The sequence below is a fragment of the Pseudomonas sp. RIT409 genome (assembly GCF_003052515.2).
Classification (GTDB): domain Bacteria; phylum Pseudomonadota; class Gammaproteobacteria; order Pseudomonadales; family Pseudomonadaceae; genus Aquipseudomonas.
The window spans coordinates 148,542-169,202 of record NZ_QARE02000003.1; the positions used below are offsets into that span (position 1 = coordinate 148,542).

At 53.6% G+C, this 20,661-nt stretch carries 14 protein-coding genes and 2 pseudogenes; 8 read left to right on the plus strand and 8 right to left on the minus strand.

Going from position 1 to position 20,661, the window contains the following annotated elements; genetic code table 11:
- Nucleotides 1–70 precede the first annotated feature (70 nt).
- Complete coding sequence (locus DBP26_RS05205) at nucleotides 71–580, minus strand: GNAT family N-acetyltransferase (RefSeq protein ID WP_108236640.1); 510 nt, start codon at nucleotides 578–580, stop codon at nucleotides 71–73.
- Nucleotides 581–784: 204 nt separating this feature from the next.
- On the opposite strand from DBP26_RS05205, the gene DBP26_RS05210 reads away from it, so the two are divergent.
- From DBP26_RS05210 to DBP26_RS05220, 3 genes and pseudogenes are all read left to right on the plus strand, one after another.
- Nucleotides 785–2,242, plus strand: coding sequence for an NAD-dependent succinate-semialdehyde dehydrogenase (locus tag DBP26_RS05210; RefSeq protein ID WP_108236639.1), 1,458 nt, complete (start codon nucleotides 785–787; stop codon nucleotides 2,240–2,242).
- Between the two features lie 89 nt (nucleotides 2,243–2,331).
- The gene (gene argE, locus DBP26_RS05215; protein ID WP_158541400.1) at nucleotides 2,332–3,480 is read left to right on the plus strand and encodes an acetylornithine deacetylase; all 1,149 of its coding nucleotides are present in this window, start codon (nucleotides 2,332–2,334) and stop codon (nucleotides 3,478–3,480) included.
- 136 nt (nucleotides 3,481–3,616) lie between these two features.
- Nucleotides 3,617–3,754: pseudogene (locus tag DBP26_RS05220) on the plus strand (OprD family outer membrane porin); the annotation flags it as partial.
- 837 nt (nucleotides 3,755–4,591) lie between these two features.
- On the opposite strand, the gene DBP26_RS05225 reads toward DBP26_RS05220, so the two are convergent.
- A complete protein-coding gene (locus tag DBP26_RS05225; protein WP_108236636.1) occupies nucleotides 4,592–4,921 on the minus strand; it encodes a hypothetical protein in 330 nt (109 codons plus the stop codon).
- A gap of 235 nt (nucleotides 4,922–5,156) precedes the next feature.
- Between DBP26_RS05225 and DBP26_RS05230 the strand changes: the two are divergent.
- Together DBP26_RS05230 and DBP26_RS05240 are read left to right on the plus strand one after the other, a co-directional pair.
- A pseudogene (locus DBP26_RS05230) lies at nucleotides 5,157–5,741 on the plus strand (tyrosine-type recombinase/integrase); the annotation flags it as partial.
- Between the two features lie 486 nt (nucleotides 5,742–6,227).
- A complete protein-coding gene (locus tag DBP26_RS05240) occupies nucleotides 6,228–7,304 on the plus strand; it encodes an RES family NAD+ phosphorylase (protein WP_108236633.1) in 1,077 nt (358 codons plus the stop codon).
- Between the two features lie 426 nt (nucleotides 7,305–7,730).
- Here the strand turns inward: DBP26_RS05240 and DBP26_RS05250 are convergent, their stop codons facing one another.
- A complete protein-coding gene (locus tag DBP26_RS05250; RefSeq protein WP_108236631.1) occupies nucleotides 7,731–8,786 on the minus strand; it encodes a DNA-binding protein in 1,056 nt (351 codons plus the stop codon).
- A gap of 196 nt (nucleotides 8,787–8,982) precedes the next feature.
- On the opposite strand from DBP26_RS05250, the gene DBP26_RS05255 reads away from it, so the two are divergent.
- Nucleotides 8,983–9,918 (plus strand): tyrosine-type recombinase/integrase, encoded by a 936-nt coding sequence (locus DBP26_RS05255; RefSeq protein WP_108236630.1) that lies wholly within the window; start codon nucleotides 8,983–8,985, stop codon nucleotides 9,916–9,918.
- A gap of 1,206 nt (nucleotides 9,919–11,124) precedes the next feature.
- Nucleotides 11,125–12,138 carry a hypothetical protein gene (locus tag DBP26_RS05265; protein WP_108236628.1) on the plus strand — a complete coding sequence of 338 codons (1,014 nt, stop codon included), beginning with the start codon at nucleotides 11,125–11,127 and terminating at the stop codon, nucleotides 12,136–12,138.
- Between the two features lie 199 nt (nucleotides 12,139–12,337).
- Here DBP26_RS05265 and DBP26_RS05270 read toward each other — a convergent pair whose 3' ends face one another.
- The 3 genes from DBP26_RS05270 to DBP26_RS05280 all read right to left on the minus strand — a co-directional run bounded on the left by DBP26_RS05270 (nucleotide 12,338) and on the right by DBP26_RS05280 (nucleotide 17,086).
- Nucleotides 12,338–13,228, minus strand: coding sequence for a hypothetical protein (locus DBP26_RS05270; protein ID WP_108236627.1), 891 nt, complete (start codon nucleotides 13,226–13,228; stop codon nucleotides 12,338–12,340).
- Nucleotides 13,229–13,454: 226 nt separating this feature from the next.
- A complete protein-coding gene (locus tag DBP26_RS05275; RefSeq protein ID WP_108236626.1) occupies nucleotides 13,455–15,137 on the minus strand; it encodes an ATP-dependent helicase in 1,683 nt (560 codons plus the stop codon).
- On the minus strand, nucleotides 15,134–17,086 hold the full coding sequence (locus DBP26_RS05280; protein ID WP_108236625.1) for an AAA family ATPase: 1,953 nt from the start codon (nucleotides 17,084–17,086) through the stop codon (nucleotides 15,134–15,136). The genes DBP26_RS05275 and DBP26_RS05280 overlap by 4 nt, the downstream gene beginning before the upstream one ends.
- 414 nt (nucleotides 17,087–17,500) lie before the next feature.
- On the opposite strand from DBP26_RS05280, the gene DBP26_RS05285 reads away from it, so the two are divergent.
- Nucleotides 17,501–17,692, plus strand: coding sequence for an MbcA/ParS/Xre antitoxin family protein (locus DBP26_RS05285; protein ID WP_108236624.1), 192 nt, complete (start codon nucleotides 17,501–17,503; stop codon nucleotides 17,690–17,692).
- Nucleotides 17,693–18,239: 547 nt separating this feature from the next.
- Here the strand turns inward: DBP26_RS05285 and DBP26_RS05290 are convergent.
- Nucleotides 18,240–20,177 carry a DUF3732 domain-containing protein gene (locus DBP26_RS05290; RefSeq protein WP_108236623.1) on the minus strand — a complete coding sequence of 646 codons (1,938 nt, stop codon included), beginning with the start codon at nucleotides 20,175–20,177 and terminating at the stop codon, nucleotides 18,240–18,242.
- A complete protein-coding gene (locus DBP26_RS05295) occupies nucleotides 20,174–20,659 on the minus strand; it encodes a three component ABC system middle component (RefSeq protein ID WP_108236622.1) in 486 nt (161 codons plus the stop codon). Before DBP26_RS05295 ends, DBP26_RS05290 begins: the two co-directional genes overlap by 4 nt.
- Nucleotides 20,660–20,661 lie beyond the last annotated feature (2 nt).

Sequence of the window (20,661 nt, forward strand, 5' to 3'; positions counted from 1 at the left end):
GCAGTAAAGATTTGACGGTACGTATTATTATTTTTTGACGAGCGGGTGGATGCGCTCGATAGCCTGATACCTAATTTCTCGGCGCTTCCGAAAAGGCGAACGTTGGTGAGTTCAGCGATTTACGAAAATAAACCCTATTGAAATCTCCCTCCGTTTTCCTGTGCGTTTCAATGAATCCGGTTTTCGAATAAAGCCGGATGTTTTCATGCATCAATTCGTTGGTGAACAGCGTGATCGCGCCAAGGCGCAATTCATGGGCAAGCGACTCGGCAAACAACATAAGCTCGCGCCCATAGCCTTTACCTTGATCATCCGGATGAACCACGAGATTACTCACCATGATCGAGTCATCCTTCTGGGTCAGTAAGACCGCACCTAGTATCGTCTGCTCATCGCACAGCACGTAAAGATTGCCGCTTTCCGCCAGTGCGCCATAGTCCGACCGCATGGCATTAGGAAGCATGCCCAGGCGCTCAATGTACATGCTGTAAGCCGCATCTACGATGGTCTTTACCGAATCGCCATCATCGGCGATGGCGCGTCGAATGATTAAGCCATTGAGAGGTGCATCAGTCTGCATCTTTTGTCTCCGTTACGTTTGTCTGTTCATCTCTCTCCGAGTGCGGCGGTGAGGACTCCGCACGCGATCACATCTTCCGGCCACCGCGATAGTGAATCAATCAGTCAGCACGCAATCATTGATCTATCTCAAATCGATATTGACACCCGCTTTGAACCACTGTCAAATAAAATCAATCTTATTGATACGCATCATGAGGCGAAAATGATCATTGACCGCTACCCCTCGCTTGCAGCAGATGATTTGTTTCGGCAATCGAATCTGATTGGTCCCGACTGGATCCCGGATTTCGACAATGGGCATATCGAGGTCACTGACCCTGCCACGGGTGCCCGAATCGGCCGCATCCCCAAGATACGGCCTGTCGATACCGAACGTTGCCTGGACGTCGCCCGAGATGCATTCCATCGGTGGAGCCGAAAACCGGCCAGAATTCGCGCGAATGCGCTACGTAGATGGCACGACCTGATCCTCGCTCGAAAAGACGACCTCGCTTTGATACTGTCCCTTGAGCAAGGGAAACCGACCGTCGAAGCGTTGGCGGAAATTGAATACGCGGCGTCTTTCGTCAGATGGTTCAGCGAAGAGGCAGAACGCGTTTATGGTCGTATTGCACCGTCTCTGGACGGCTCAAGCCGACTGGTAGTCAGTAAAGTGCCTGTCGGCGTAGTCGCGGCGATTACACCGTGGAATGCCCCATGCTCGATGGTCACCCGAAAAGTAGCGCCGGCCATCGCCGCAGGATGCTCCGTGGTATTGAAGCCTGCGGAAGCGACGCCATTTTCCGCGTTGGCGTTGGCCAAGCTCGCATTGGATGCAGGTATCGACCCCGGTGTATTCAATGTCATCACGGGCGACCCCGCGCAGATTGGTAACGCATTCACGCAATCGCCCCGCGTGCAGAAAATTTCATTCACCGGCTCAACACCCATTGGCCGCCACTTGCTAGCCGAATCCGCGGCGACGATGAAGCGTGTCTCGCTCGAAACCGGAGGCAATGCACCGTTCATTGTTATGCACGATGCTGATCTAGAGCTGGCGATCGATTGCGCCATGGTCGCCAAATTTCGCGCCGGAGGTCAGTCATGCGTTGCGGCGAATCGTTTTTTCATTCACTCATCGATATATGACGCGTTCCTGACGCAACTGGTCGGTCGAGTTGAGGCATTAACGGTAGGACACGGTTTATCGGGGACAGATATCGGTCCCGTGATCAACGAGTCGGCAGCCCTTCGGATCCACGAGCTAATCGACGATGCCGTACGAGCCGGTGCGGTGTTGATGTGTGGGGGACACGAGACCGGGACTGCTTTCGTCCATCCTGCCGTCGTTTGCGATGTAAGCCCGAGCATGCGGATATACAACGAGGAAGTATTTGGCCCAGTGGCGTCGGTTTGCTCCTTTACAGACCTCGCTTCGCTGGTGGCGGCCCTAAATAGCGAGGACACGGGGCTGATTGCCTACTTGATTGGCAAGCAGACCTCCCAGATGACGGCAATTGCAGATGATCTGGACGTCGGAATGGTCGGCCTCAATACCGGCTTGGTTTCTGATGCAAGCATGCCGTTCGGAGGAATGAAATGCTCTGGTCTAGGACGTGAAGGCTCCAAAGAAGGCATAGAAGCTTTTCTGGAAACCAAATACATCAAATCCGCCGGGTGACGAGCAACCTGACGGAATGGCTGTGAGCAATCATCGGTCTTTATGTCCGGCCCCATACACTGCATCAAAATTTGGTAAGGGATGAAACTGTGAGAGAAAGTTGGAGCGTACTCCAGTGGCTCAGCCGACTGGTGGCCCATGACACCACATCGAGCAAATCGAACCTGCTGCTGATCGAGGAAATTGAAACCTATCTGCAATCGTGGGGGTTCACTTGCCAGAAGAGCTTCGATGACGATAAACGCAAGGCCAACCTACTGGCTACCATTGGCGATCCGGAGCGTCCGGGAATGCTGTTTTCCGGGCACACCGATGTAGTTCCCGTCACCGGGCAATCGTGGGCTTCAGATCCGTTTCAGTTGTCCATTCGCGAGGGAAAAGCGTACGGTCGCGGCACGTGTGACATGAAAGGGTTTCTAGCCGTGCTGCTCAAGATGGTGCCCGACTGGGTGCGCTTGGCCGATCAGCAGACTACGCACTTGGCCTTTTCCTATGACGAGGAAATCGGCTGCGTGGGGGCTCGACGACTTGTACCGCTGATCTCCAACCTGCCCGCCCTTCCGAAAGGCTGCATCGTGGGAGAACCCACTTCCATGCAGCTGATTCTCGGGCACAAAGGGAAAACCAGTTACCAGGTCGATGTGCGCGGCTGCGAGTGCCACTCATCAATGCCTGCGCATGGCGTCAACGCCGTCGAAATCGCCGCCGAACTGATACATACGTTGAGCCTGCAGGCCAAACTCCAACGTACACGTGAGGGCGATAACCGGTTCGACCCACCCTACACCACGATTCACACCGGGACTGTACACGGCGGTACAGCACTGAACATTGTGCCTGGGGCGTGTGCGTTCGAATTTGAGATGCGTCACTTGCCAAGCGAAGACCCGACATCATTGCTCATGCATCTTGATGATCAATCGAACCGCATATTGGATGAGCGCGCACCGGGTTTTGATCAAGCGAAGGTGCGTTTCAATATGCGCAGCAGCTACCCTGGCTTGCTAACGCATGAGAATCAGCCTTTTGTTAGCCAAATCAAAAAAGCACTCGGGACGCCTGACCAGAGCTTCGTCAGCTTTGGGACCGAAGCCGGGCTTTATTCACAAGCGGGTATCCCTACAGTGGTCCTCGGACCAGGTTCTATAAGCCAGGCACACAAGCCGGATGAGTTCGTGGCGCTGGACCAACTGATAAAGTGCGAGACGGTTATGAACAAGCTTCTCAACGGCGGCTAATGCGATCGGATGTGTCGGGCAAACCGACTTCGCACCAGCGGGCTTTTAACTCCCCTTTGGGTCGGTAGCTGTCGGCGACGGGAAGGACCACAGATTTGTTGTGTCTTCTCATTTAGTCGCGATGCTTCATGCCGAGGCCTATGTCTTTCAAAGCGGCACTTTCAAATACCTCACTGTTCGCTGGCGGAACTCCTCCCTGCTCAGAAAATACGGCAGCAACAGTAGTTTCGACGAAAACCGCCTGATCATTCGGCACCCCGATTTGATTTTGTAATCTATGACGGGGACTCGGCTCTGAGATCCCTACAACAGGATCCAGAGTCGAGACATCACGGGGCGATCTGCTTCTTGCTCGATCCCGCGAACGTCCGCCTTGGGTCGGTAGCTGTCGGTGACGGGAAGGACTACAGATTCGCTGTGTCTTCTCTTTTAGTCGCGATGCTTCAGGCCGACTGACGCGCGGCAATTTCGGGATTCGATACTTCCCCGTCTGTAAGGCCAGCAGACACGTTCTCTCATAGTTGGCGATTGCCGGACGATCGTCAGCTTTGCTTGCTTAGGAGCCTCTGACCTTGGCATAAGTCCGGAGCCAACTCGGAAGGCGACCACATTGTCAGCGCCTCTAGCTAGAAAGCTCTGATCATTGAAAACCGTTTGCTTTGCTGCATGATCCGGCAGAAGGACTTCCGATGACGCTCGAAGCCATGATGAGTCGAGCCCCTGCCTCGTTACATGCGTCAGGGCTTGATCTCTTTCGGCAGGACTCTCCATTTGCTTGTGTGGTGGGTCGACGCTTGAAGATCGGCCGATCAACTGAAGGGCACCTACGGTGGCTAGGCTTCCGATCAGCAGGCAGATAAACGTACGGAAAACGTTCTGTTTGGGATGTCTTCGGAATACTCGTTCTGGGGCATCGCTGATGTCGGCTTTAATATCCATTCTCCGGCACGTCCATGTCTTCCTTCAATCATCCCTCACCTAGCGCTAAGGCGGCACGACTGCGGGCTAGCGGATGCAGGGATTCTCGGCCGGATTTAATCATACCAGGGCAATGCGAGGCGACCGCTCTGGTCAAAAACAACCTGTCATCCCGAGTGCCGAACACTCTGCGTTACATCGGCTTGACCGATACTACTTCCACGTAACGGTATTTCTTCCTGGCTACCTTTGTGGCTTCCTGTTCCGCCAGTAGGGTACTCAGGGTGTCGGCCTCATGAACGATCTCAAACGTCTTGCCTTCAAACTCATTGCCCACCCGCAAAGTTACCTTCAGCCTCGGGGTAAGGGTCTTGGACGTCCTCTTCTCTGTAACCTTCGATACGGGCGCAGCAATGCCATCCGTTTGGACACCTTTCGAGGGAGCAGGGCTCACGGGCGCTGATATTGGAGCGTTGCCGAACAACGCCTGACGCATTTCTTCTTCGGTCAATTCACTGTTCATGTTACTTCTCGGAGGTTGATCGCTAAACCGGCGGAATTATACCACCTAGTCCCTACCAGAAAGTGCCTAGCGCAGGACTATCCATGGGTGACGAAGTCCCTGCGTCCAAAATTTTCTAATTCGATTACGCAATTCGACATCTTCTAGGATCAGACTCGGTAATCCTTGAACCTCCTACAGATAGGAGGCTTTTCGATGAAAAAAAACTGTACAACGAGAAAATAGATCACCATGAAACAAGGGGAAGCTTGTCGGTCAGAAGTCGCCACTGCGCCTGCGAGACATCTGGGGCATCCGTATCAGGCTGGAGCTTGCTGCGAGGGTCAGGGATCTCGCACTCTTCGATCCGGCGATCGATAGCAAGCTACGAGCATGCGACTTGACCAAGCTGCGAGTTCGAGATGTCGCGCACGGAGCCCATGTGTCTTCGCGTGCCATCGTAATGCAACAAAAAACTCATCGCCCTGTGCAGTTTGAAATCACGACTCAAACCCGAGCAGCCCTCGAAACGTGGTTGAATCAAGCCCGGCTGAAGAGTGAAGACTTCCTCTTTCCTAGCCGCCAAAGCACCTCTGCACATTTATCGACCCGCCAATACTCGCGCATCGTGAAATCTTGGGTAGCGTCCATCGCTCTTGATCCGGCGTCATATGGGACTCACTCAAGGCGGCCGACCAAGGCTTCGTTGATTTATCGTCGGACCAAAAATATTAGGGCTGTACAGATACTATTGGGGCACACCAAGCTGGAGAGCACCGTCAGGTACCTCGGCATTGAAGTTGACGATGCATTAGAGATGGCAGAGCAAACAGAGGTATGACCAGCCAGGGACGGTAGTGATAACCGCCGCCGTCCTTGAGACGTCAGGTGCTAGGAAAAGCACTTAGCCTCTGAAGCTATCCAATATTTCGTGGAGCGCTATCCAGGGAGACTCGGATTCCGGATGACGGTGCTGACAGTGCTCGGTGTGTAGAAACGCCTGCTCCGCATCCATCAAACTCTGTCCTGCCAAACATCCCCGGCAGACCAATTTACCGTCTGATATCTGAAACGAAGCGTTCCATTGAAGCAGCCTGTCTTCTGTATCCATGGCGTCAGTCCTCTCGCTCCGGTGAGATTCTCAACATACCCTTTTGCAGCGGCGTGTAAACACTCAATTGAACCACCTCGATTGAGGGACTCTTCAGATTGGCGGCTACCGGCCAGAAGCGGACCGCAGCAACCGGCTCAACTGAGCCCAAAACCGGAGCGATCCGCTTGGTCTAAAGTTTGAGGTCCACCCCATAAAAGTACCCACGGCAGGACTATGGCAGAAGAAACTGCGAAGACGACTCAAACCCTCCTTTGTTCTGAATGCTTCACGGATGAAGGACTGCGGATAGATGCATTCAAGCTCGGCACCGAGGAGCATGTGAAATGTCCGAACTGCCACAGCGAAGAGGGCCGAAAGCTGACGAAGGAGCTTATTGAAGCTCTTGCATGGCGTTTTTTTGTGGGTGGTACTACCGTCCGTTGCGACTACGGTGCAGCGCCTGTAATTCAGTGCAACGAGCATCACTATGGGAGGAGCGATATATCGCCATCGATCTGGCTCAAAGATGACATCAGGCTTCTTGAGGAGGCTGCTCAGCTTGGCTTCTTCCACTACGGCCCACGCCTTTGGATGGTTGGCGAAGTCGAGCCACTTAAGGAGCTTCAGGACGAATTGAAGCGGTCGAACATCATCAAGCGCGTAATGAAGGAATATCCAGAAAAGACACTTGAAGCGGGTCAGAAATTTTATCGCCTACGAATTTGCCCACAGCGTCCAAGTGATCCAGCAGAGTACGACAGCCCGCCTACTGCACTCGCAGGAAAGGGGCGACTCGACTCGCCAGGCTTTCCTATAATGTACGGATCGCAGGACATCGACGTTTGCATCCATGAATGCCGAGCATCGACAGATGACGACATCTACGTTGCTACCCTGGAGCCTAAGCGAAACTTACGGCTTTTGGATCTTACTCATCTTCTCGAAGAAGACGTGACGGAATTCGAAAGCTTGGATATGGCTATCCATATGCTCTTCCTGGCACGTTCCCACTCCTATGAAATTTCCAGAGCGATCGCATTAGCGGCCAAAGAAGCAGGCTTCGACGGCATAGTTTACCCGTCGTTCTTTAGTTTGATTCGCACTGGCGGCCATCCTTTTGAAACCGCCTATGGTATGTCACTGCGGCGCTGTCATCCTGATCGGGAAAAATACGCGGAGGCATACACAATCAAAAATTTTGCCCTGTTTGGACGTCCGCTGGAGAACGACCTGGTAAGCATCCAATGCATTAATCGTTTGGTACTCACTCAGGTCGGGTATAGAGGGCACTTCGGTCCCGTGCAGTATTGACCGAAATGTTAGAGGTGCTCAAATCAAAAGCGGCTACTGCCCTTCCTTGAAGGGCAGCTTCAGGTCGATACCTGCCGGCCAAGGCTTACCCATGCGCTGGTCAAATGGGATGCAAACGCTTGGTCAAGTCAGATGCAATTTCCTACCACGGGCTGGGTGTACTAGGGAGGGAGGCAGCGATTCCCCGTACTACTACCCTTTGGGCAGTGCGATTACGTGACGGCTCACGAACGGGCAAACTTTCTCTCGTCAGCCCGGCAGGATGCTCGGACATGGGTGACGCCGCCCATAAGTGCCTGGGGCGGCGTAGCGTGATCAAGCCTCTCCGTCAGCATCAAGGAAAGACGCTGATGAGCGTGCTTCAAGCTGAATGGGCCTTCCTGAACACTACGAGTATCGCCTGTGATCTGATCCATGATTCATTTCCTAGGTCGTTTTGAGGATTTGGCGTTTTCGTTGCCTTGCAGATGGGGGGGGCTCGCTTCCATCTTTCGGGGCAGGCCCAACACCTTGAGCGTGGCGCAGCTGTTCGTTCTCATTCTGCAGTGACGTGATCCTCGCTGCGGTTTCGCGCTCCTGCAGTTCTGCGACAGTGGCCGCCTTGTGCAGGGCTTTGACCTCTTCACGCAGCTCGGAGAGCTGTCCGTTTAGATGCTCAGCCACGCCAGCAGTTTTTGCCTCTCCTTGGCGCGATGTCTCAACCTGGATGTTGAGCGACTGAATCAGGGCTTCCTGAGTACGTAAGGATTTGGCTTGCTGCCTGGCTTCCCCAAGCAACCGTTCGTTATCACGATTGAGCCGCGTCGACTCATCTTGTTTCACCGCAATCGTTTCTCTCAGCTTTCGCTGCTCGACCTGCATCTCATGCAACTGAGACTCATGCTTACGGTGATCCTGATCTCGTTGCTCCTTCGCCGCCTCTCGATAATGCTCTAGGGCCCCACGTGCCTGAACATGCTTTTCCTCCAGCGACTGGATGTGCTTGTCCTTCTCTACAACTAGAGCCTCGAGGTCGCTGCAGCGCTGGCTGAGCCCCGCGTTTCGTGTCAACTCAGCCTGTAACGAGGATTGGGCGGTTGCGATTTCAGCACTCTGCACTTCCAGCGCAGCATGCTGGGTGGCCGACTTACGCTCGACCTTCGCCAGCGCGGATGTGAGTTCGAGAATGTGGGTCTCGAGAGTAGTGCGCTCCAAGGCAAACGCCGCGGTGGCCTCGGAGATGGTTTCTTGGCCCTCCTCCATAAGCTGATCCAGCAGCGTTTGCACCATACCGCTGAGCGCGTCTCCTAGGCGTTCCCGTGATACGGGAGCAACCGCTGGGCTGGAAGCTTCAAGCTCTTTCAGGTACCGAGAGATCGTGGTCTTGGAGCCCGTATTTCCGAGCTCAACCCGCACAGCGTCAATGGTGGGATTGACTCCTTTGGCCAGCAGTGCCTGACGTGCTTTTTGCACGATAGCCTTGTTGATTCCGCCTCTGGCCATGGGACCTCCTACGTTTTCGTACTGTGTTACATAACATGTAAATACGTAACACGTAAAAAGTATTTTACGCTATTTGATCCTGTCTTTCTAGAAAGACATAATGGAGACTTATGGCTTCTAGAAAGCCCATTCCGCTTTCTGAGCGTCCAGATACCCTGCTCTTGGCGCGAACACACCGACTTCAAGGTCAAGTGAGATGGACAAGGCGAATCGATACCTACAGGCGGGTACCCGGGAAAACACGCGTAAGAGCTACCGGGCTGCGATTGAGCACTTCGAGGTGACCTGGGGCAGCTATCTCCCTACGACAGCAGATGGAATCGTCCGCTATCTCGCGGAGTACGCCGACAAGCTGTCACTCAACACGCTCAAGCAACGCTTGGCGGCCTTGGCTCAGTGGCATATCACCCAGGGATTTCCCGATCCGACTAAATCTCCGAACGTGCGCCAGATGATCAAGGGCATCAGGGTTGTGCACCCTGCGAAGGTCAGACAGGCCGCCCCGCTGCTGATCAGGCATCTGGAACAGGTGATTGATTGGCTGGAGGCTGAAGCAGCGGCCGCGCATCAGCGAGGTGACTACAAATCGCTTGTTCGCCATCGCCGATCGGTGGCTATTGTGCTTATTGGGTTTTGGCGAGGATTCCGTGGCGACGAGCTCGCCAGGCTAACCGTCGAAAACACTGAGGCATCAAGTGGCGAAGTGATCAGCTTTTATTTGCCATACACCAAAGGTGATCGCGCACATGAGGGGCAGACCTTTCAAACGCCGGCGCTGACGAAGCTTTGCCCTGTGGAGGCGTACATCAACTGGATCACTGTTGCCGGACTCACCAATGGGCCCGTGTTCCAGCGGATTGACCGCTGGGGAAATCTCTCAGGTAAAGCCATTCAGCCTCATAGCCTGATCCCGCTGCTCCGTAGGATCTTCAAAGAAGCGGGCCTGCCGGAGGCCCTCTACACGAGCCACTCGATGCGTCGGGGTTTTGCGACCTGGGCGTCGGCCAATGGCTGGGACATCAAGGCACTAATGGGTTATGTCGGGTGGAAGGATATGAAGTCTGCGCTGCGCTATGTGGACTCAAGCGTCTCTTTTGGCCACCTAGCAATCAAAGCCCAGCATGGGTACTGACGCCGAATTGACCCCTTCCGGCGCTTAGGTGGCTCAGGCTGTCAAACCTGGAGACACCTAACCGTCAGTCTTTGGCAGATCAGATGTGGTGCCTTAGCGACTCGGTAACAACTGCCGACGAGCATGCTCAACGTCGTAGTGTGGTTCATCGGGCAGTGGCTCAAATTACCACACCAGAGTGAGTGCTCTACCGTTAGGGGCCGGCGGACTCACCGTCCAAACTCCAGTATTAGAGCCAAGGGTGTCCGCGTTTTTTCAAGCGGACACGATCACTCACAATCGCTAGGTTAGGGATAGAAATTCCACCCTGCTCCTTTCCAAGCCGTCATGACCTGGTTACGCCACGGATGCGGCGCCCTGCCCCCACTGCTGAACAACCGCTCTTCAGTCTGATGAGCTGGCCATCCCAGGTTCATCGACAAGCTATCGACCTGATTGCAGTAATCTACGTAGTCAGCAGCACTCACCTTGTCGTCCACAATCAATCGGAGCATCCCGGGAGCGTTGTGACGCAGCGCCTTGGACGCCGACGTGTAATCTTTGCGTACAGCCGGGCACCTACCCTGGCCACTCAAGATATGCATGCTACGAGCTGTCCACTGATCCAGGATGTATGCGTCCTGAAGCGGCGATGCAAAAAACAGGATCTTGGTAAAATACGCAGGGCCCATCCCCGGTAGCAGCTTCTTCCCCCTGAGCGCTAGAAAAGCGTCAAATCCAGATGCCCGGGTATGCTGACCTGCCCGTAAAGCGGTACAGAGGGTGAGGCAGTCACCGCGAACGGTCCAAATCCTGCGTCCGTTCCCTCTTTGCATCCCCCCCCAAGCCATGGTGCTGAGGAAACAGCTTTCCACTGAAACTGATGGGCTCGCCCAAAGCGCTCTCAAAGATGCTCGCGAAAGCGGTGTCTTCGACAAGCCATGATGACGCCCGAGCCCTGGCTTTACTGACTCCGCCCAATCGTGAGGCGACGCTCCCACCCAAGGGCTAGGGGCCGTCTTGTTCAGATGCTGGAACAGCGAAATTTGAGCGGGATCTAGTGCAGGGATCATTGGTGACCTGAATCGTCCTTATTCGGGGCCATCAGTATGCCACCTATCCACGTGAACAGGATCCTTCCCGCAGCTGCGAAATCCTCCTGGCGCTTTAGAAGACATGATCTATGGTCAATACGACGACTAAAAAAATTGACCAAGGATCAATATCATGTCCAATGCAGCACTTCTTAAGCAGGCAATGCAATACCTCGACTTGACGGGCGTGGCCTTGGCAGAGCGGGTCAGCGCCTTGCGAGAGGACGACAAGCGGACGGCACCGGAAACGATAAGCCGCTGGCTGAACGGAACAAATCCTGTCGATCCATTCCTCATGGGCTGGATCACAGAGCTCGTGCGCTCGAAGGTTGGTGCCAACATCCAACCTATGGTGGAGCTGCCCAAAGACGGGCTCATTATCGCCGTGGTCAACCCCAAAGGAGGCACGGGTGTAACCAGCCTCTGCATAAACCTGGCGGCCACAGCAAAGTCGCTACACATGAAGACCACATACATGTATGCCGAGTACGAGGACGCACGGGGACGAGCCCAAATTGTCCCCAAGCTACTCGAACCGTTGTGGATCAAATGTCCTAATCTGAGCCCTGAAAAAATCCTAGGGTATAGGCCGTCTATCGGGGAAATCGTACTCGTGGATGTGTCGAACCATCTTGCGTCGGACTCTTTTGTATGGCCTTCACCGCATGACAGCAGTGCGCCCCCCAAGGTAGATCCTAAAGGCTTCCTGGATCGCTTCCGTCCTGACCTCTACCTCATCCCTGCTGACCTGGAAAGCAGCCTCGATGTGCGGGCGACCAAGCGCTTTATCGACGGAGATGCTTTACACGCTCCCAAGTGGATCGTACACCGGCCCCGTTCGATGTCTCTGAGCTTTGCATCCGTGGTCGCTCGGGAAGGCATGGATATCAGCAGCGAGCTTTTCTACCCGTACTTCATCCCGCAAGCAGTCTCAACCTCGCCTCCGATCCCACGCGACATGCTGAGCGATTGGCAGGATGAAGATCAGCACCACCATCACTACCAACTACTCGACGCGGCGCTGAACAAGTTAGGTGGCAGAATCGTAGAGAGCTACGCGCTGCAACTGGAGATCGGAAGAATGGATTTGCCAGGGCTGTTGGAGCTAGTGGAGAAGACCTCTGCTCCCCGTCGGCAACCAGCTTAATGTAGGCAAAACGTAGCCCCGAAACCTCCACATCTCTGTATAGGATGGCAACGCTTGATGACTCCAGGACTGCTGTGGGCTTGGCCACCGTCATGAGGTTGCAGAGCCTCATGACGGGAATCTGCTCAACCTGCAGCTATCCGTGCTCACCAATGGCGATGCCCAGACCCAGCCACGTCTTCCGGCTGCCACTGAAAGCTTAGTCCCACCCCCTACAAAACCGGTCTTTATCTACAAAAAGTATTTCAGCTGGAACATGAATCTTTAAGGACTCACTATAGCCATCATAATCAATGCAGCGAGCCAAGAAGGCATTATGGTATCTCGCCAGAAATGCATATTTTTTATGAACCCCACTGCCAGGCTTGTGGTTAGCCAGGTTGAGTCGAATATGGTGTTTGTGCTTTTCGAGCAGCCTATAATCCAAACAACACGCAGCATCTCCTTGGCGATCTCTAAAATGAATAAATGTGCGCCTTAGGTAGTTAAGGTAATAGAGTCCATCCAGATTCACGAAATAGCCGTTACCTGACTTATCCATGATGCTGCTCACCGCATAAAAATGACCACTATTCCGAGCGCGCTCGATAACATCACCTGAAATCAAAACCATCGGATTTAAAGCCTTTTCGCTTTCCAGCTTGTAGGCCTCAACCAACGCATTGCCATAAATAAAATTATCATCAATAACTAAATCACCAAGCGAGAGGCCTCCGCGACAAAAAAATCCATGCTCAATCATGGAAAGTTGATAGCCGCTGATGAATTCTAAAAACGATCCGAAGTATTCTAAGCCGTCCGTGTACTTCACGGCTATCACAATGTTGTCGGAAAAAGTTTTTACCTTAAGTAGTTTCAGCTCCTCTCCCAGCGTCAAACTTTCCCTTGCATATTCCAGGGACTTGACGATAGAAAGAAACGCATCCTCATCACCTTCCTTGTCCTGCACATATGCACTGAATCCCAAAACATCCAAAAAAACACATAGCTGTTGCGTCAGCAGGGATTCGCTCTTAGTGCCTATCTGCCTCCAGAACTCCTCAGCACCATGGCCTTCGTCAAATACGCTCACGCCATCACTGTTGCTCATTACACCCTCTTGCTCTCGTTCTACTTCCGTTGATAATTTAGCGTCACGCCCGCGACGCTCCAATGCAAAAAATAATCCTGCCGGTATGTCCCCAGCTGTTTGAAAAACCATCAGAACGAGCTAAGTTCAATTGCTGACTCAAGCACTGCTGCTTTATGGATTTTTGATCCAGCTACCACTTCGCAAGCCTTAACGAAGGTGCTGTGAATATCGAAACCAGTTCAAGTTACCCTGTGGCGACATCTGCTGCTGTTTGCCACCGTTTAACATAGTTGACAAATTCAGCATGGGGGTTACGGGCGGTGCGCCAGCTATTGATATCGGCAAGCTTATCCCTTGTATTGCTTGTGGTCACTAAGAGACGCCTTTTAGCACGAGAGATCCCGACGAAGAAGGTAGATCGCACTTCTTGAATGTCATTACCCCAGTAGGCCTCCTTTTCCACGCCCAGCAGAACAACCGAATCAAATTCAAGGCCTTTACTTTTATGGACAGTCAAAATTCTCATAGACTGATCATCGGTGAGCTGTGAAAGTGCCTTACACAAATCTGGCTCTTTTTCCAGTACTGCGTCGATATGTTTTTTGACATCCCGAATTATTTCTTTTAAACGATCACGTGATTCGTAGTCATGAGAGAGACCGGTTAAGAGACTGACTCCCACCATACCTAGGAAAGACTTCAACAGACGCCATCTCTGCACATAATTTTTTGAGGCGAGATCCTCTGCAGCAGATTTTCGGGCCTCCTTTATGAATCTGTTCCAGTCGCTTCTAACAATGCCACCATGTTCCTCGTCATCTGCGGGGATGATACGCCTCAGCAGCCTTGTCCATGCCTTAGGCTCACGCGAGCCGTACAGGCATAGAAGGAAGTCCACAATTACCAAGGCTATAGGTTCCGTGGTGATGTCCTGTAATTGGTTTTCATTGCGGTGAGCAATGCCCAGAGCATCTAGCGCATTGGCCAGCCTGGCTGTGTATGCTTCAGGGTAAGCTCTAGTCAATACCGCGATCTCAGCAGGGGCCACACCCTCCGAGCAGATCCAAGTATTGATTTGGTCGGCTAGGCTCTGCGCTTCGGCTGTGCAATCGCTGAACACCTGGAGTAAAATCTCGCCGCCCTGCCCACCCAACAGTTCTGTCGGCATCTCTGAACCGGGATCAAGGACTTTTATCAGCTCGTTCTGTAATCTCAGGAGCTGGGGCTGTGACCGAAAGTTACGATAAATGTTGAGGTGGTGCGCCACAAAATCCGCCTCAAACTCTCCGAAGACGCCGTCCAGTGCGCCCGCCCATCCCATGATTTTCTGCTTTACATCGCCCACTGCAGTTATACGACACTCAGTCCCTTGGAAAATCTTTCTTACTAGCGTGTACTGCTCGTCCGTGCAGTCCTGAAACTCATCCAGAAAGACGTCACTGTATGTCTGCCTAATGGCAGCCACCGCCATTGGGTATTTTTCCAGAATTTTAAGAGCCAAAGGAATCAGCAGAGAGAATTCTGTCTGTTTAGGGTGGGCCTTGCCCTTGGGTACTACCTGGAAGCCGGCGTCCAACGCATCATTGCCTGTCAGAACAGAGCGAAATCGCTCGATGATCCTCTTGGCGAAGCCATGAAAAGTGTAACTGTCAAAACGGCTGGCGTATTTCGGCCCGCACCGGCGCCAAACGCGCTCATTGAGGTTGTTGGATGCATCCACCTTGAAAGCGATAGCCAATATCCGCTTCGGGTAACGGCATGTTCCCGTGGTCAGCAAGAAATCCGCACGCTGTGCAAGCAGTTCTGATTTGCCTGCTCCTGGGCCGGCCGTCAAAGCTACGCAATGCTGAACCTCTCGGACTGCTTTTTCCGCATTAGGCTCTAAATCGATACCTTCCGAAGGTCTCCAATCATCAGGAGAGATCATTCCGATAGGCCCTCTACCTTGGCTACGACGAATTCCGCCAATCGCTCTAGAGACTCAGGCATGTTCGTGCGCAACTCTTCATCAGTAAGCTTGGAGAGGGCCTCGATATGCGACTTTGGCTTGCTGTCGAGCTTGAATAGCTTGTGATACGCGATGAAGTGTTTGCGCTCGATCGGCGAGTATTGTGCGGAGTCAAAGTGGCTGTCCCCCAGCACGGACTTGATCTGAGCGAGGTCTGGAATAACCAAGTTTTCTGGGGCAAGGCCATAGGCAGTCGGGAATGCCCTGATCATTGAAAAGTCGAGATCCATCGGCGATGAAAAAAAAACACCCAGTGGTTCTAGCTCAGCTATGTAGGAGAAGTATTCAGCATCGTCCTCGATGTCCAATAGCTTCTGCTCTGGATCGTTCCATTTGGGCAGGGTCTTGATCTCCTCCTCGGTGAGGTAGGCATCATTCCGACAATGCTTGTTCATCTCAGTGGCTACGTATCTGATTCGCCCCCATCCTCCACCGAATCGCGCCACATCTAAGTCCAGAAGCGTAATATAAGGAATTTTCAAGCCACTGAGTAACCTCCAGAAGTGATTGATATGGCGCCCGCCGAGCGGTGCAATCGTCACGGCCGCGTCGTCAACCAGAAGCCCCTTTGCTGCCAGCAATCGCGGTAGCACGATCTCCTCACTGTCACCCTCGCCTAAGATGACCAAGCGGGAAAAATAGATCTCCGGATACGCCTGAACAGCCTCCCTGACGAACTTGTAAGCCTCATCCTTTTTTAGAGGCATTCGAATCTTCGTAACCACGGTGCAGCGCGCCTCGTTTAATCGAAGATATCTGATGGCCGCAGGGTCGATACGCCGGAGCATCGATGGCGCATGGGTCGCAATGAGAGCCTGGGCGTCCGCATACCTAGGATCACTTACGAGAGCCTTGAGCGACGAAACGATCCTACCCAGATAATGAGGCGACAAGCTGTTTTCCGGCTCTTCGAGAGCAATGATTGTGAACACCGCAGGTCTCAGCTTTTCAACATCGAAGCAATCATCTTTGCCTTCTAACACGGCTCGCCCAACGGCTTGCGAGGACAACACCAGCGAGAGATAAAGCATGGATTTCTGTCCATCACTTAACCTTGAGAAGTCCACCAGTTGCTCACCGTGGCCTGGAGAGAACGATACTGAAAGATGCCGCAGAAGGGATTCGATCTCATTGGCCATGAACGTCACGCTGGGTTGCGTGAAAAACTGACCTTTATGCAATTCGTTCCAGGCTCTGGAAAGGCCAGCGCTAAGGCTGAGTACTGATTCGTTCTCCGTGAGGCTAGAAGAGATATCTGCGGTGAGCTGCTGGATCGTCTCACGTTGCTCTGTCCAATTTACCGCGCGAAGTAGGCGGCCTAACAATGCATTCGCACCATAGGTGATATGGTCGGCGGGGTCGCGGCGTGCTGGGAGATAGTGAACCTGGATGAAGCTTCGTTCGTCCCGTGGTACAGGAACCGTATCCACTGGATTATCATCGTCATCTACGTCCAGAACGTAAACCAGGCTCTGCTCAATCTCATCATCGATGTCAATCGATGCATCCAACCGATACCGCACACGCGGGACACCGTCTGCTTCATCCAGGCGCATATGCCCAAAATGGGATGGAATCGTTGGGTACTTATGCTCATCGTCGTTTAGCTCAGGGAAGGTGAATTCCGCTTCGATCCACAGCACCCGCTGAGCTGGAACCTCAGTTTCTTCATGAGGTACAGAGAAGTCCGACTTACGTAGGCGGCGTTGGTTGGGATCAAAAGAAAAGAGTCGGCAAAGAGCTTGTAGGGTTGCCGTCTTGCCGGAGCCATTCGGCCCGATCAGGAAGGTGAGGTCGGACAGATCGATAGTGACGGGAACTGCCCCAAATGACTGAAAACCACAGATGCGAACAGACTGAAGCTTCAAGATAGAATCCTTTCCAAGCGGGCCGGGTTGGCTGGAGGATACTCTACTCACCCAGGGTAAAGTTGGCATTCGATGCGAATCGCGCATAGGGCACACTCCAGCGCCAGTAGGCTCCGCGAATTCGCCACGGTACCGACATGCTGCGGGGAGAAATCCCTGAGTTCAATGTCAGTTCAGCATCCAGGGCCGAGCGCTTCATCCCCTCGAACCTGTTCGACATGATGCTGACTCGACCTGTCGATAAACGCTGTCGTTTGAGCATTAACCGTCAGCACTGGCAGTACCTATCCTTGCTTGACGAGCAATCCTCCTGCCAAGATGATCTCCAGATAACCACTGTCGCGACCGTGGCTGCGTTCGAAAAGAACAGCAGCTACGCTTGGCGCAAGCTGTGGAGTTTCGGAGGAAATCACGATGGTGTTTGCAGAGCTACTGCACGATCAAGCTGAGCGTATCTTTGGGGGCAAAATCAAAGCAGCGGTGTGGCTCAGCCAGGCACGTGCCGCGTTTGATGGGCTAACCGCACTGGAATACGTCCGAGATGAGCCAACATATCTCCATGCAAAGGAAACACTGGACAGAATCGAACACGGGTTTGCAGCCTGATCCAGCTTCAGCGACGCCTCTACCGTTGATAGCTCTGACATGTGAACCCAGGCTGAGTAGGCGTGTGAACAGGTTCGGCTCTCCACGCAATCCTCTACCCTCCCACCCCGCTCCTTGAGATCCATCACAGCCCCAAGCTGAGAGACTGACTGGGCCAGAGTCCGGGGAAGCCTCGTACGCATTCTGCTGGGCAACCCACTACCTAAGATCGGGATCTAAAAACTAAGGTTTACCTTAGTTTTTGCGGTTTTTGTCACGGTTGGTTAGAGAATCTAAGCTATTGCTTAGTTTTTCCCCGGCTGCACCAAGGCGATGTCCCACAGGATTTATTAGGTCTCGCGGGCTGTGAGTGGTTTTGCTGCCAAACGAAAGGTACTTGTGTGTTCTGGTGCTTTAGGCCTGCTCGTACATGGCCTGGGGCAACGGCATGGTAAATGAGATATTTCAGACAGAGCCTAGGTAGCAGCGAAGGAGCCCACATCTCTATGGGCTCCATCTCATTGCTTCCATCCAGTCGAGGGTTTGGCACCTGACCTGCACCGGCTCGTTAGAGCGAGTCTGCCCTTTTCGGCCATTCATGGGGAATCAGGGCATCCTTTGACTCCCTGTTCCACCGTTTGCGGGTAGCGGCGACGTAGCGAGGGTCATCCCCAAAGTAGGCGTGCTCAATCAGCAGCACTTGAAGCCCTTCCTGGGCAGCTGTTCTATTGAACAGGAAGTCTAAGTGCCGGCGCATCGCCGAGACCTCTTCATTCTCCTCGATGTTCGACTCATCTCCCCGCTGGGGGTAGTAAGGTCGGCTGATCTGGTCGAACGCCAGGAAGCCTGGTACCGGGGCGTCGATTTCTTCCAGGTATTTCTGGAGAGCAAAAGAGAGAGCGATATGAATGGCCAGGTAGTTCTCATCTGACCCAGCATCCGGCAACCGCAATACAGCCCCGGAACGGTCTTCGATAATCGCTACATCCGGCGGTTTCGACGAAAACTCCAGATCAGCGCCGATGCATGGTGCGACCGTAGGGAGCTCTGCAAACGCAGCAGACAGATACTGGGAGACTTTGCGCTCAGCCCGCGACAACAACACCTGCTTAGCTGCACCGTTTACCAGGGCCTCCAGGCCTTGAATCTGCTCACGCAGGACGTTCAGATCCGGGCCCGCCAAAGGAGTCGCCGGGTTCATTTCCAAAAACTGGGATACCTTGCCCAGTAAGTGAGAATGGTACTGAGCCAGGCTGTCCAACCGTTTGGTTTCGTCGCTTTGTCGAACCCAGGTCTTGATGCGCTCATCAACATCTCTCAGTACCTGGTTGAGCTGAGCCAGCTGCAGCTGCAATGAGTCCTCATGCTCCACAAGGCGAGGCCTGACATTTTCTACGGCGACGCTCTCTGATCGAACGATATCGATGGAATGGCGAATGGCTTCAGATATCGCAATGCCTCGATCGCTTGGAGCTTCACATACTGGACATGCCTGGCCTACCGGTTGGAGATGTTCAGCGATTTTCAGTTTCTCGTACTGACGCCGAACCGCGCCGTCGAATCCATTCATTTCTTGAAGGGCAGTTCGAGTCGCACGAGATTTGCGTCGTACCTTTTCAATGTCACTAAGCAAGCTGCGCCGCTGCGCATAGAGGTTGGCAAGCTCACTCTCATTTGCGTTTTTTGCTGCACTTGGCTTGATCTGTCTGACCCTCATCAGCAACGCTTGCAGGGCTGTTTCGGAGGCATCATCAGACGGGAGGTCGCACAGGCCGCTACGGTGCGCGTCCATGAGCAATCGCATGGCGTGCTTTCTGTAATCAGTACCCGCAATCAGCCGGGAGCGTTCCTTCCGCTCCTCGCGCTCCAGCTTCTTACGGAGATCTCGCAGTCGACGCTCCTGCAGTACAATGTCTTCGGTCACGACACCGAGGAAGTATGGCATCGTCTCGATGATCGCAGGCGCCTCGTCGGCTTGATCCAGACCATGGAGCAAAGCGGTTTCGTTGTAGATGACGTCCTTCGGCACGAACATGTACGCCGTCGCGTGGCGCACTGTGGGCCGCCACTTACGCGCTACCTTGTGATCGGAGACGTCCGGCACACCGCCAATACCAAATGCACGCTCAATATAAGCCTTACCAGCATCAAGCGTCGTGGCACCCTCGAACTGCTCTACAGTTGTGGGAATCGGCAGGTCGCGGCCGTTACTGACGAACATTCGAGTACTGGTGCCTTGACCAACCGGGGGAACGAGTCTGCCGGTAATCATCTGAGCCTCGCCCAAGACCCACTTGACCCCTACTGCAAGGCAATGGCGCTTCACGTGCGCAGCGAGTTCGCACTTGCTGGATCCTAGGCAGTAATCGATGGTCTTGATCAAGGTCGATTTGCCGGTACCGGAAGCACCGGTGAAGATGTTGACCTCGCCTGGCTTCAGGTCGAGGACTCGAACGCGCCCTCCTTCGCCGACGAAGAAGATGTCGGAAATGTTCCAACGCGTCATAACTCCAGCCCCATCATGTCGAATACCGTCCTTGTCGAACCCGCCAATGCCAGCCAGCAGCCCAGGCGGTCGATGTTCTTGAAAATCTGCCGGGTGTCTTCGCTCAGCTGCTTGGTGAGAGATGTCGGCAGGCGTGCGCCTCCCCGGGCTATCCGACCGTCATCATCGATCACGAGCAGTTTGTTGAAGCATGCAAACCGAATCGCTTCCGTGACGATATCCATGGAGCCATTGACTCGCGCGGCTAGACGTATCTGGATGATAGGGCTGCGATGAAGCCACTCTAGAAGGCCAGTGCGACGGTCAGTGCGATCAAAACTGCTCGCAAGATCTCCAGATAGCGCCAGGGGCAATGCCGCGTAGCACAGCGTGATGTCGGGACTCATATCACTTCGAGAGAGGTAAGCTCCCACAAAGGTGGTTAGGAGCGCAGCGCAGTAAGCCGGATTGGTTTCGGCGAAAATGTCATGGGCGATGGCCATGC

What these genes read in the sequence shown, in the direction of transcription:
- DBP26_RS05285 (WP_108236624.1), top strand. Translation starts at nt 17,501, where the DNA reads ATGGTGTTTGCAGAGCTACTGCACGATCAAGCTGAGCGTATCTTTGGG.
- DBP26_RS05250 (WP_108236631.1), bottom strand. Translation starts at nt 8,786, where the DNA reads ATGGCCAGAGGCGGAATCAACAAGGCTATCGTGCAAAAAGCACGTCAG.
- DBP26_RS05290 (WP_108236623.1), bottom strand. Translation starts at nt 20,177, where the DNA reads ATGACGCGTTGGAACATTTCCGACATCTTCTTCGTCGGCGAAGGAGGG.
- DBP26_RS05240 (WP_108236633.1), top strand. Translation starts at nt 6,228, where the DNA reads ATGGCAGAAGAAACTGCGAAGACGACTCAAACCCTCCTTTGTTCTGAA.
- DBP26_RS05205 (WP_108236640.1), bottom strand. Translation starts at nt 580, where the DNA reads ATGCAGACTGATGCACCTCTCAATGGCTTAATCATTCGACGCGCCATC.
- DBP26_RS05275 (WP_108236626.1), bottom strand. Translation starts at nt 15,137, where the DNA reads ATGATCTCTCCTGATGATTGGAGACCTTCGGAAGGTATCGATTTAGAG.
- DBP26_RS05295 (WP_108236622.1), bottom strand. Translation starts at nt 20,659, where the DNA reads ATGGCCATCGCCCATGACATTTTCGCCGAAACCAATCCGGCTTACTGC.
- DBP26_RS05225 (WP_108236636.1), bottom strand. Translation starts at nt 4,921, where the DNA reads ATGAACAGTGAATTGACCGAAGAAGAAATGCGTCAGGCGTTGTTCGGC.
- DBP26_RS05255 (WP_108236630.1), top strand. Translation starts at nt 8,983, where the DNA reads ATGGACAAGGCGAATCGATACCTACAGGCGGGTACCCGGGAAAACACG.
- DBP26_RS05265 (WP_108236628.1), top strand. Translation starts at nt 11,125, where the DNA reads ATGTCCAATGCAGCACTTCTTAAGCAGGCAATGCAATACCTCGACTTG.
- DBP26_RS05270 (WP_108236627.1), bottom strand. Translation starts at nt 13,228, where the DNA reads ATGAGCAACAGTGATGGCGTGAGCGTATTTGACGAAGGCCATGGTGCT.
- DBP26_RS05210 (WP_108236639.1), top strand. Translation starts at nt 785, where the DNA reads ATGATCATTGACCGCTACCCCTCGCTTGCAGCAGATGATTTGTTTCGG.